At 41.1% G+C, this 13,234-nt stretch carries 8 protein-coding genes and 1 pseudogene; 6 read left to right on the top strand and 3 right to left on the bottom strand.

Going from position 1 to position 13,234, the window contains the following annotated elements; genetic code table 11:
- Positions 1-73 precede the first annotated feature (73 nt).
- Together AC1F2U_RS12785 and AC1F2U_RS12780 are read left to right on the top strand one after the other, a co-directional pair.
- The gene (locus AC1F2U_RS12785; protein WP_480261447.1) at positions 74-1,291 is read left to right on the top strand and encodes a lipid-A-disaccharide synthase-related protein; all 1,218 of its coding nucleotides are present in this window, start codon (positions 74-76) and stop codon (positions 1,289-1,291) included.
- 131 nt (positions 1,292-1,422) lie between these two features.
- Complete coding sequence (locus AC1F2U_RS12780; RefSeq protein WP_480261446.1) at positions 1,423-3,159, top strand: ABC transporter ATP-binding protein; 1,737 nt, start codon at positions 1,423-1,425, stop codon at positions 3,157-3,159.
- 134 nt (positions 3,160-3,293) lie between these two features.
- Here the strand turns inward: AC1F2U_RS12780 and AC1F2U_RS12775 are convergent, their stop codons facing one another.
- Complete coding sequence (locus tag AC1F2U_RS12775) at positions 3,294-4,502, bottom strand: NupC/NupG family nucleoside CNT transporter (protein ID WP_480261445.1); 1,209 nt, start codon at positions 4,500-4,502, stop codon at positions 3,294-3,296.
- Positions 4,503-4,757: 255 nt separating this feature from the next.
- On the opposite strand from AC1F2U_RS12775, the gene AC1F2U_RS12770 reads away from it, so the two are divergent.
- A complete protein-coding gene (locus AC1F2U_RS12770) occupies positions 4,758-10,232 on the top strand; it encodes a trifunctional serine/threonine-protein kinase/ATP-binding protein/sensor histidine kinase (protein ID WP_480261444.1) in 5,475 nt (1,824 codons plus the stop codon).
- A gap of 2 nt (positions 10,233-10,234) precedes the next feature.
- On the opposite strand, the gene AC1F2U_RS12765 is transcribed toward AC1F2U_RS12770, so the two are convergent.
- Complete coding sequence (locus tag AC1F2U_RS12765) at positions 10,235-11,089, bottom strand: hypothetical protein (RefSeq protein WP_480261443.1); 855 nt, start codon at positions 11,087-11,089, stop codon at positions 10,235-10,237.
- Between the two features lie 81 nt (positions 11,090-11,170).
- Positions 11,171-11,385 (bottom strand): annotated as a pseudogene (locus AC1F2U_RS12760) (amidohydrolase); the annotation flags it as partial.
- 81 nt (positions 11,386-11,466) lie between these two features.
- Between AC1F2U_RS12760 and AC1F2U_RS12755 the strand changes: the two are divergent.
- From AC1F2U_RS12755 to AC1F2U_RS12745, 3 genes are all read left to right on the top strand, one after another.
- Positions 11,467-12,246 carry a cysteine hydrolase family protein gene (locus tag AC1F2U_RS12755; protein WP_480261442.1) on the top strand — a complete coding sequence of 260 codons (780 nt, stop codon included), beginning with the start codon at positions 11,467-11,469 and terminating at the stop codon, positions 12,244-12,246.
- Between the two features lie 116 nt (positions 12,247-12,362).
- Positions 12,363-12,818: a cupin domain-containing protein gene (locus AC1F2U_RS12750; RefSeq protein WP_480261441.1), complete on the top strand. Its 456-nt coding sequence runs from the start codon at positions 12,363-12,365 to the stop codon at positions 12,816-12,818.
- 254 nt (positions 12,819-13,072) lie between these two features.
- Positions 13,073-13,228, top strand: coding sequence for a hypothetical protein (locus AC1F2U_RS12745; protein WP_480261440.1), 156 nt, complete (start codon positions 13,073-13,075; stop codon positions 13,226-13,228).
- Positions 13,229-13,234: the final 6 nt, after the last annotated feature.

Genomic DNA, 13,234 nt, shown 5'->3' with positions numbered 1-13,234 from the left:
CTCTTAGCCTACTCACCCAATGTAGGTTAAAAATCTCACCAAACAAACATTTTAGATTTATCCAAACCCCAAGATGCCTTCTAAGCGAATCTTGTTTATCAGTAACGGCCACGGAGAGGACAACCATACCTCTCATGTTATTCAGACCCTGCGCCAATTGTGTCCTTCTCTTGAAATGGCGGCAATGCCGATTGTGGGTGAAGGAAGAGCTTACCGCAGCTTGGATATTCCCATTATTGGTCCCACACAAACAATGCCCTCTGGCGGATTCTTTTACATGAAGCGCCTCTATATGCTCAAAGACTTTCAATCGGGATTGATTGGGTTAACGTGGCGACAATTACAAGCGGTGTTGCAGTATGCTCCTAACTGCGATTTAATTATGTCTACTGGAGATTTTGTCTCCCAAACATTTGCTTACTTAACAAAGCGTCCCTTCGTTTCGTTTATCTCTTGTCTTTCTGCCCTCTATGAAGGGCAATTGCGTATTAATCCACTGCTGTGGCACGATCTTAATTCTTCCCGATGTCTGGCAGTTTTTACTAGAGATTCCTATACGGCTTCGGATCTCCAACGGCAAGGTATAGCTAAGGCTAGGTTTGGTGGGATTCCGGCTTTAGATCGCGTTGTCCCCACTGGCAAAGACTTGTACCTGAAACCGGATATTCCTGCGATCGCAATCTTACCAGGATCGCGGATGCCGGAAGCCGCGCGAAATTTCAGCTTGCAGTTGCAACTGGTGATAGAAATCGCCAAGGTGATGCCTGAGTCAGGATTCCAGTTTCGCGCTGCCTTAGTACCAAATTTGATGGAGCAATTAGACGACATTGCTAAAAGTCAAGGTTGGCAACTGAATCAAGGCATACTCACCTATTATCCTCCAGGAAGTTCTGCTGCGGAATCACCGCTTGTAGAAGTGAGATGTTACTCAGATGCCTTCAGTGATATCTTGTATTACTCTACCCTCGTCATTGGTATGGCAGGGTTGGCAGTGGATCTAGCTGTAGCGATGGGGAAACCGATCATCCAGATTCCCGGAGAGGGCCCTCAATTTACCTATCAATTTGCAGAAGCGCAAACGCGCCTGTCGGGCATTTCGGCTCAAACCATCGGCACTAAGCCAGCAACCCCTGAGATTCTCAAGCAAGCAGCTAACCGAGTAGTTGAAACTTTACAAGATTCAGACTACCTCGCTAAGTGCAAAGTAAATGGCCCTGAGCGATTTGGCCCACCCGGCGCATCTGAGAGAATTGCCCGCTTTCTACTAAACTCTCTAGGAGAAACTGAGTAGAATATTGCGTCAGAATTCAGGAGTCGGCACGGTTGGGTAACATGGTGTGGTAGGCTAACGCCGTAATGCATCTCAATTCTGAATCCTGACTCCTGACTCCTGACTCCTGACTCCTGAATTCTTACTTACCTATGAAAGTCCGCTCTAGTTACTGGCAACTGTTGCCTTATCTCTGGCCCCAATGGCCGCTGTTAATCCGGGGATTGGCTTGTATCTTAGGATTTGTGTTATTCACCGTAGCAGTGCCCTATTTAGCAGGTCAGGTCGCTTTTAATCTTGGTCAGGGAAATGTTAACCAGATTGCCTACTGGCTCGGACTAGCCACTTTGGTATTTTTTGTTCGAGGGCTTTGTCAATACGGGCAGAATGTCTTTATGATCGCTGCTACTCTGAACATGGTTTTAAACTTGCGTAAGCGGGTTTATGCTCACCTGCACAAACTTGGATTAGATTACTTTGAAACGACACAGACGGGAGACCTGACTTATCGTCTAACTGAAGATATCGATCGCGTCGGCGAAATTGTAGACAAGTTATCCCATCAGTTTCTTTCCAATTTGTTGCAGTTAATTGCGATTCCCATTTACATGCTCTACCTGAATTGGCCGCTCACTCTTGCGGGTTTGATTTTGGCTCCTTTAATGGCTTGGTTGATCGGGCAATTTGGTCAGCGATTACTCGTGCTATCTCGCCAGAGCCAAAATCAGGTTTCCAATTTGTCGGCGATGCTAACTGAAGTATTTAGCGGAATTCGCGTTGTTCAGGCTTTTGGAGCACAAGAATATGAAGTAAAGCGATTCAATAAAGAAGCAGAAATCAATCGCCAAGCTAAGTATCGCGCTCTACAACTCAAATCCATTCAGTTTCCCGTTGTCGGTTTTTTGGAAGCAGTTAGTATTATACTGCTGTTTTTATTAGGAGGATGGCAGATTTCTCAGGGACAACTAACCACTCAAGGGTTTATCAGTTTCTTAGCTGCTGTGGCTTTACTGATTCAGCCAATCGACATGCTAATTAGCAATTACAACGAGTACAAACAGACCGAAGCTTCTGTTGAACGCATCTTTGAACTGATGGCGAAGGAACCTAGTATCAGCGAAAAATTGAATGCTCAGGCAATGCCACGAGTTATGGGCAAGGTAGAGTATCGTCATGTCGATTTCGCCTACAATCCCGACCAGCCAGTGCTTAAGGATCTCTGCTTGAACGCTTCTCCTGGTGATGTCATTGCCTTGGTTGGTTCTTCTGGAGCAGGCAAATCGACGTTAATTAACCTTTTACTTCGCTTTTATGACCCTCAGAGGGGTCAAATTCTGGTCGATGATATTGATATCCGCGACGTTACACTCACCAGCCTGCGCCATCAAATTGGCATCGTTCCCCAAGATGTTACTCTTTTTTCGGGAACGATCGCTGAAAATATCGGTTACGGTCAGGAAAAATTAGATTTAGCAGCGATTCAGGAAGCAGCAAAGATTGCTAACGCTCACTCCTTTATCACCCAGTTTTCTCAGGGTTATCATACCTGGGTGGGAGAGCGTGGAGTTAACCTATCGGGAGGACAACGCCAAAGATTAGCGATCGCCAGAGCAGTTGCCAACGATCCTCGAATTCTCATCCTGGATGAGGCCACCTCTGCCCTCGATTCTGAATCAGAAGCACTAGTTCAAGAAGCACTAGAACGAGTGATGCAAAATCGTACCGTGTTTATTATCGCCCATCGCTTGAGCAGCGTTCGTCGAGCTGACTGCATTCTCGTAATCGAACAAGGAGAGGTGGTTGAAGCTGGTACTCACACCTCCCTGTTGTCTCAAGAAGGACGGTATGCCCGTTTTTACGCCCAACAGTTCTACTCTACAGATGAGTAGTAGTCTGTCAATAAATGAGTAATGAGTAATGAGTAATGAGTAATGAGTAATACCCATTACTTATTACTTATTACTCATTACTTCAAAATTAAAGACAGTTGGAGTCGGCGATTTATCGCGTCTCTCTAACTTTTTCAAATCAACATCCCAGCAATACAAGCGGTGATAAAACCCGCTAACAATCCAGCAATCATTGACCTTACACCCATGCGAGCTAAGTCATGCTGCCGATTAGGTGCTATCCCCGCAATGCCACCAATGGTAATACCAATTGAACCGATATTTGCAAAGTTACATAATGCGTAAGTTGTAATAATTACTGCACGTTGAGAGATTTTTCCACTTTCAATTAGTCCCTTTAAATCCAAAAAAGCAATAAACTCATTCAAAATTGTTTTTGTACCCAATAAAGCCCCAACTTGCCGACAATCAGCCCAAGGTACGCCCATTAGCCACGCCACGGGAGCCATCAAAAAAGACAAAATCCACTGTAATGAGAGTTGCTGTAAGCCCACAAATGCCCCTAACCATCCCAAAAGTGCATTCAGGGCAGCCAATAACCCTAAAAAGGCGATAATCATCACCCCAACATTAACTGCTAGCTTCACGCCGTCAATTGCTCCAGTGGTAGCAGCATCAATTACATTTACATAATTGGTTTCTATATATGCTTTTGCTTTGCCAGCCGTCTCCGATACTTCTGTTTCTGGGTAAAGTAATTTTGATACCACCAACGAAGTGGGAGCAGTCATAAAAAAAGCAGCAATTAGGTGTTCTGCTGGGATGCCAAAGGAAAGATATGCTCCTAGTACTCCCGCCGCAATTGTGGCAAAACCACCCGTCATTACGGCATGGAGTTCCGATTGCGTCATATTCGCTATATAAGGTTTAACCATCAGTGCCGACTCTGTTGGCCCCAAAAAGATGTTACCCGCACAAGATAAAGATTCAGAACCCGATGTTTTCATCGTTTTCATCATTACCCACGCCATCACGTTTACGACTCGTTGTAAAATGCTGTAGTAATACAAGACGCTGATAAAAGCAGAGAAAAAGATAATTGTCGGCAGCACTTGGAAAGCAAAGAAATGATCTTTAAAATTTTCTCCAAAGACAAATTTTGCACCAACATCAGAAAATGCTAAAAATTGACCGACAATATCTCCCAGAGATTTAAACACATTTAAACCCCAAGGAGTTTTAAGAATCACAAGTGCAAACAAAAATTCCAATCCCAAACCCCATACGACTATGCGCCAACGCACCGCACGACGATTAACAGAGAAAGCGTAGGATATACTGAGAAAAACTAAAATTCCCAACGCAGAGATGGCGCGTTCCATGTTTACTCCCGGAAGGTATTGTTAAGGCACTTAGTCACAGAGCATACACAAAATCTGCCTTTTTTTGTGGTTTTGTAGTCAATTACCAGAGTTTTGATCCTGTAAATAAGAATTTAGCGATGTCTACGACGGGCTACGCCTACGCACATTCATATCTTGTTACAAAATAGTCTTCCCAAACCTTAAGCACATTTGTATTAATAGGAACAATCAATGTAAACAGGAAAAAATTAACCTTGGAGGAAAAAGAGAACTATGGTGGCGCTGATCGGTTATCAAATACATGAGCTAATTTATTCGGGATCTAAAACCCTAGTGCATCGCGGTATTAGAGAATCAGATAAAAAGCCGGTAGTAATTAAACTGTTGCGACGTGAGTATCCGACATTTTACGAACTCGTGCGGTTTCGCAATCAGTACACCATTGCGAAAAATCTAGATATTGACGGCATTATTAAAACTTATAGCCTGGAGAACTATCAAAACAGCTATGCCTTAGTTATGGAAGACTTGGGTGGCATTTCTCTCCAAGAAGAAATGCTGAGGTGGGGAGATAAGGGGATGGGGAGAACTGCTGATGGGTTACAGGCATTTTTTCATATTGCTTTGCAAATTGTCTCAATTCTTGATGGGCTGTATCACAATCGGGTGATTCACAAAGACATCAAACCCGCCAATATTTTGATTAACCCTACCACAAAAGACATAAGACTGATCGATTTTAGTATTGCCTCTTTACTTTCCAGAGAAACGCAAACTCTGACTAATCCAAATATTCTAGAAGGGACGTTAGCATACCTTTCTCCCGAACAAACCGGACGAATGAACCGGGGAATTGACTATCGCAGCGACTTTTATTCTTTGGGTGTCACCTTTTTTGAACTCCTCACCGGACAGTTACCTTTTATCACAGATGAACCGATGGAGTTGGTGTATTGTCACTTGGCAAAGCTTCCTCCACAGGTACATAGTCTCAATCCCAACATTCCGCCAATTCTGTCTGAAATTATCGGCAAACTGATGTCAAAAAACGCCGAAGATAGGTATCAGAGTGCATTGGGGTTGAAGTATGACTTAGACATTTGCTGGCGTCAGTGGCGAGAAACTGGCAGAATCGATCTGTTTGAGTTAGGAGTGCGGGATATTTGCGATCGCTTCATCATCCCAGAAAAGCTCTATGGTCGGCAAGCAGAAGTAGAAAGCTTACTCGCAGCATTTGATAGAGTAGCTAACCCCCCTGAATCCCCCCTTAGCAAGGGGGGACTAAGGGGGGTAGAAATGATTTTAGTAGCAGGTTTCTCTGGTATTGGTAAAACTGCCGTTGTTAACGAAGTTCATAAACCCATTGTGCGACAACGGGGTTATTTTATCAAAGGGAAATATGACCAATTCCAACGCAACATTCCCTTGGGAGCTTTTGTCCAAGCATTTCGAGATTTAATGAGGCAATTACTGAGTGAAACTGATGCTCAACTTGAACAATGGAAAGTCGCAATTTTAACAGCTTTAGGTGAAAATGCTCAGGTAATTATCGAAGTTATTCCCGAACTAGAAAAAATTATTGGGCAACAACCGCGAGTCTCTGAACTTTCAGGGACTGCTGGACAAAATCGTTTCAATTTACTGTTTCAGAAATTTATCCAAGTTTTCACAACCAAAGAGCATCCTTTAGTGATGTTTATCGATGATTTGCAATGGGCAGACTCAGCATCTTTGAAGTTGATGCAATTACTGATGATTGAAGCTGAAATTAACTATATGTTAGTGATTGGTGCTTATCGGGATAATGAAGTTTATCCAGGACATCCGTTAATATTAACATTAGGAGAAATTCATAAATATAGAGATTGTCTTAATACTATTACATTAGTAAATCTTAAGCGCACAGATGCAAATCATCTAATTAATGATACTCTTAAATGTAACCTACCAATTACCCAAAGCCTCACAGAATTAATATATCAAAAAACTCAAGGAAACCCATTATTCACTAATCAATTCCTCAAATTTTTGCACGAAAAAAAGTTAATTAACTATAACTTTGATATGGGTCATTGGCAATGTGATATTGCTCAGATTAAAGCATTAACATTTACTAATGATTTGGTAGAGTTTATGGTGCTTCAATTGCAGAAGTTACCAGAAGCAACTCAAAAAGTTTTGCAGCTTGCAGCTTCTATTGATAATCAGTTTGACTTAGCAACTCTTGCAATTGTCCATGAAAAATCTCTATCAGAGACAGCAGCAGACTTATGGAAAGCTTTGCAAGAAGGTTTAGTCATTCCTACAACTGAAGTTTACAAGTTTTATCAACAGGAATTAGAAGAATCTATAATTACTTCTGATTCTTCGATGCTCAATTCTACTTCTTGCTCCTACAAGTTTTTGCACGACCGCGTTCAACAAGCTGCTTATTCTCTAATTCCTGAAAATCAAAAACAGACAGTACACCTCAAAATTGGGCGATTAATGTTGAGGAATATCTCGCTTGAAGAACGCGAAGAACATTTGTTTAAATTAGTCAATCAGTTAAACTTAGGAGTTGAATTAATTACTCAATCAGAGGAACGAGAAGAACTGGCAAAATTAAACCTAACTGCAAGTCATAAAGCCAAAATTTCGACTGCTTATGAAGCCGCTGTAGAATACACAAATTTTGGAATTAAGTTACTCACAGAAGATTGTTGGCAACATCAGTATGAGTTGGCATTAACACTATACTCAACCTCTGCCGAAGTCGCCCATCTTAACGGTGATTTTGAACAGACGGAACAATGTATACAAGTAATATTACAACATGGCAAAACACTGATCGATCAAGTCAAAGCCTACGAAGTCAGAATTTTATCTCAGGTAGCACAAAACAGAATGTGGGAAGCTATAAAAACGGGACTCCATGTTCTTAAAATATTGGGAATAGAACTGCCGGAACAGCCAACACCAGAAGATATTAACCGTGGACTACAGGAGACACAATTAGCTTTAGATGGTAAATCTATTGAAGGGTTACTAGAGTTAAAATTAATGACTGAGCCAGATAAGTTAGCAGCCATGAATATTTTGACAAATATTGCTGCTGCTGCTTATCTAGTTATCCCAGAACTCTATCCCTTAATATTATTTAAACAGGTTAATTTATCCCTCAATTATGGAAATACTGCTAATTCGCTTTATGGATATTCATCTTATGGGCTGATTCTTGGCGGGATTGTAGGAGATATTGATTCAGGTTATCAATTCGGTCAACTAAGTCTAAAACTATTAGATAAATTAAATGCTAAAGAATTCATTGCTAAAACATATATGATTGTTTATGGCTGTTTGAATCATTGGAAAAAGCATCTTAATGAACTTTTAATTCCTATACAATCAGCTTATTATAGCGGGGTAGAAATAGGAGATTTAGAATTTGCAGGTTACTGTGCATGTAATTATTCTTTGAGTTCATATTTTGCTGGTAAAGAATTATCTTCTCTAGCACAGGAAATAGGAAATTATAGTCAAGGACTCGCACAAATTCGTCAAGAACCATCCTTACATAAAAATGAACTCTATCGGCAAGTAGTGCTTAACTTACTCTCAAAAAATCAAAACCCTTGCCGCTTAATCGGTGATGCTTACAATGAAGAAACCATGTTGCCGCTTCATCTCCAAGGCAACGATCAAACTATGATTTGTTCGTTGTATTTTAATAAATTGGTTCTTTGTTATTTATTTGCTGACTATACTCATGCTATTGAAAATGCTGATTTAGTACAGAATTATTTAGAAAGTCTTCTTGGAAGTATTATCCTTGCTCTATTTCATTTCTATGATTCTCTGAGCCAATTAGCCGTATATTATGATGCTTCTGAAGATAAGCAAGTATTGATTCTCAAAAGGGTTACAGCCAATCAGGAAAAAATCCAGAACTGGGCGCATCATGCGCCGATGAATCATTTACATAAGTTTCATTTAGTGGAGGCTGAACGCTATCGTATTCTCGGCGAATATATTCAAGCAATGGAAATGTACGATCGCGCCATTCAAGGAGCAAAAGAAAACGAATATATCCAAGAAGAAGCTCTCGCTCACGAACTCGCTGCCAAATTTTATTTAGGATGGGGTAAAGAGCAAATTGCCCAAACCTATCTGACAAACGCTTACTACTGCTATGTTCGTTGGGGCGCTAAAGCCAAAGTTTATGATTTAGAAAAACGTTATCCTCAATTACTCGCCCCGATTCTCCAATCGGAAACAATTCGCCTCCATTCCACAGAAATAGCATCTACTCTCCATAATAAAATGCCTCTGTCTAGTTTTAATGCTGGTGCAACAATTTCATCTAGTAGCACCAGCATTTCCGAAGCTTTAGATTTAGCAAGTGTTCTCAAAGCCTCTCACGCACTATCTAGCGAAATTCATTTAGAAAAGTTGTTCTCGACACTAATGCAAGTGGTGATGGAGAATACCGGAGCGAAAAAATCTGCTTTAATTTTACTTAAGGATAATGTTTGGGCGATCGAAGCAATCGCAACATTCCAGAAAGCGCCAACTATTCTGCAATCTATTCCCATTGAGTTTAGCCAAGATATTCCTCTAACTCCAATTAACTATGTCAAACGCACCTTAGAAACATTGGTAATTGATGATGCGACTGCGAACAATTCCTTCACCTCCGACTCCTACATTATCCGACAACAACCCAAGAGTTTGCTGTGTACCCCCATTCTCCATCAAGGGAAGTTAATCGGCATCCTTTACTTAGAAAATAATCTCATTGCCGGAGTATTTACCCATGATAGACTCCAAGTAATCAATTTATTGTGTTCGCAAGCTGCTATTTCCTTAGAAAATGCTTCTCTCTATCAGCGATCGCAAGAGAATGCCCAACAATTAGAACACTCGCTTACAGATTTAAAACAAATGCAACTACAACTGGTGCAAAATGAGAAAATGTCAGCATTAGGTAATTTAGTTGCAGGTGTAGCCCACGAAATCAATAATCCTGTAGGCTTTATTGCAGGTAATATTCAACCTGCTGTTGATTTGGTTGAAGATTTGTTTCATCTCATCGAGCTTTATCAAGAAAAGTTTCCGAATCCGGGTGTAGAAATTGAAGAAGAAATTGCCGAAATTGACCTAGAATATATCCGAGAAGATTTGCCAAAAATGATTTCTTCGATGAAACTAGGTATCGATCGAATTCGGAGTATTAGCAACAGTTTGCGAACCTTTTCCAGAGCAGATACAGAAAATAAAGTTGATTTTAATATTCACGATGGTATCGATAGTGCAATTTTGATTCTGAAGCATCGCTTAAAAGCATCGGAACTACATCCAAAAATTAAAATAGTTAAAAAATACGGGAATATATCTTTAGTCAAATGTTTTCCTGGGCAACTGAATCAAGTATTTATGAATTTATTGGCAAATGCCATTGATGCCTTAGAGGAGTCTAATATTGGACATAATTTTCACGATATTAATAATAAAATTGAGATTAAAACTTGTTTTAGTGAAGACAAACATCAAGTTTTAATTTACATTCAAGATAATGGTATGGGAATGTCTGATGAAGTTAAACAAAAGATTTTTGACCATTTATTTACAACTAAATCTGTCGGTAAAGGTACAGGATTAGGATTAGCGATCGCCCGGCAAATTATTGTAGAAAAACATGGCGGTACTCTAGATGTTAATTCCGTACAAGGAGAGGGTACAGAATTTGTGATTCAAATTCCGATTTAAAACTACGCCTCTTGGCGCGGATAGCCAAAGCTAAGATGGCTGCCAATGAGTGTGTAGAAGTCATTTGGCGCGTGTGCTGCACCCCCTGCGCAACCCGGAACTTTGCACTTATCGCTAACAATTTGGGCGACTTTAGAAAGCTCACTGGTGTGTGGTGTCATGTCCCATCCTTCGCCACCATAGCTTGTGGTTTTTTCAATGTTATGCAAAACGATCGCTTCCAGCTGCCAACCATTGATTTTACACTCGCCCAAGCGATAAATTTTAGACAATGCTGGATCTGATAAAGCTAAACGTAACTCTTTTTCTATTTGTACAAAGTCAGGCTTTTCGGGCTGTATCTGCAAGTAAGCAAGCAATTCTGCGGCTGAAGTGCCACTTCTAAAAAACACCGATGCGTAACCGTCTCCCCCAGAAACGATTCTCCAATCAACTAAAGTGAGTTCTGGTGACTGCGCCAGCGCCACAATCAATGAAGTGTCAGTTTGGTTATCTGTGCCAGTTATCCCACCATAACCAGACTCGATGCCAAAATTGCGATCGCAAACACCAATGATTTGCCAGGTATAGTGTGCAACAGTAACTATAGGTTCATCTTTTTGTATACCCGACACTACTTCAGCATAGTTGCTCTGGTCAACATACAAATCGTAAGAACCTGGAGTATTGGAGTTTTCACATGGCGCATTGATTAATTTGCCAACAAAGTGGCAGCGTTCAAAACCAGACAGTGGATGCTGGCGCACCAAAGCAGCAAGGCGTTCAGCATCAGATAGAGCAAAAGTAGCGTTGAAATAGTAATGAGGCCCTTGTCTGCACTCTTTGATTTCCCAGAACCAATCCTGAAATGTACTCACTATGTAAAGATACACACAACGACATAACGATGAAGATAACAGCAATCAGCAGCTATCTAAATATACAGACTCACCGAAAGAAACGCTCATAATTCCTCGCGGCCACATCTCTAATGAGTGGGTGTGGGCGTTGAAAAAGCCACGTAATAATAGCTTATTTTTGCCATCTATGACAGAGCCAATTACTTGTAGATTGGGAAAATGGCTACGGTTGCACCATTTACAATCTATACATCTACCGTTGCATAATCATCACTGACGGCAATCAAAACATTCTGGATAGTGAAATTTACCATATTTAACCTTGATTAAGTAATTGTATTTTGACTTGAATTTCAAGTTACAAAATAGAAAATGGTGTTGGGTACTGGAATTTTATGAATTTACCATTACGGACATTGGGAGTTGCACCAAATGCGTGGACAGTGAATGATGCGATCGCAGATATCACTCGTCCTCAAAAGACCCCACAACCCGTTATCTTATCAACAGAAACTAAAACCCTGCGCCTAGACTTGGCAAAGACTGCTATCCTTGTCATTGATATGCAAAACGACTTCTGTCACCCTGATGGTTGGTTAGCGCATATCGGTGTAGACGTAACTCCAGCGCGTCAGCCTATTGAACCTTTGAACAACTTACTTCCAGAACTGCGTGAGGTTGGCGTTCCAGTCATTTGGATAAATTGGGGTAATCGTCCCGACTTGCTCAATATTAGTGCTAATTCGCGCCACGTCTATAATCCCACAGGGGAAGGTGTGGGATTGGGCGATCCACTACCAAGCAATGGTGCTAGAGTACTCATGGCAGGTAGTTGGGCAGCGGCAGTAGTAAACGAGCTAGAACAGATACCCGAAGATATTCGTGTGGATAAATACCGCATGAGTGGGTTTTGGGATACACCCTTAGATAGTATCTTGCGGAATTTGGGAAGGACAACATTATTTTTTGCTGGTGTTAATGCCGATCAATGTGTGCTAACTACCTTATGTGATGCCAACTTCTTAGGATATGACTGCGTATTAGTTAAAGACTGCACCGCGACAACTTCTCCTGAATATTGTTGGCAGGCGACGTTGTACAACGTTAAACAATGCTTTGGTTTTGTCAGTGACTCTCAAGCAATTTTAACAGCGCTGCAAAAGAGTGAGGAGTGAGAAATATTTAGTAATTAGTGATTTTGTGATTTAGAGGTACAACTAACAACTTAATATTCAAGACTTGGATTTTAGGAACTTTCATACCCATCGATAACTTCAGAGGGGATAAAAAAATGTACGCTACTAGTTGTGTAATTCCGGTGATCAAATCTCCCAAAGATTACCAAGTATATCGCATCAGTCCTAATGACTCTAATCGGTTAGCAATTATCTTTGATTCGACAAATGCTAATACTTCTTTGACTTGCTGCATAGAAATTTTTGATGTTGGTGGACAAACACCGCCAAATCGCCATCAGTGGGCGGTGGAAATGTTTTTCGTTCTCAAAGGGGAAGCGATCGCCATGTGTGACGGCAAAAGTACCACGATAAAAGCTGGAGATAGTTTATTGGTGCCTCCCACTGGTACTCATTTGATTAAAAATACTGGTTCTACTCGCTTGTACACGTTGACTGTTATGGTTCCCAATGAAAATTTTTCGGAATTGATTCGTAGTGGGATTCCGGCGGAGTTAGATGAAGAAGATATGGCAGTAATAGGGAGATTTGATGCTTTGATGCCCAGTTAAAATAATTTTTATAGCAGTTCTCAGTTGAGTGAGGTACAAAAACCCCACCCCTAACCCCCTCCCGGCAAACGATAAGCAGGGTGGTTTCATACAACGAGAAGAAAAACTAAAACTGGGTTTCAAAGCCTCTCTCCGCTTCGGGCAGAGGTTTGGAGAGGGATCAAAATCTATGGTTATACATGAAGAATCAAGACTTATGTATTTTTCTTTTTTCGTATGAAACCACCCTGCCTCCCCGCAAGGGATAAGGGGCTATGACATACCTCAATACTGCTCGGTTAAGAATTTATCTGTTGAGGCAAGCAGTTATTGAGCAGGGAGGTTCAATTATTGTTGTGCGATTTACCAGGCTTGTTGATGAAGTTGGCGATTCTCTCTCTCATGGGAGTGATGAAAAAGCGCTAAATTAGTGGGTA

This window comes from Nostoc sp. LEGE 12454 (genome assembly GCF_056620565.1).
Note: the sequence above shows the minus strand (reverse complement) of the source record. Positions and strands in the feature narration are given on the sequence as shown.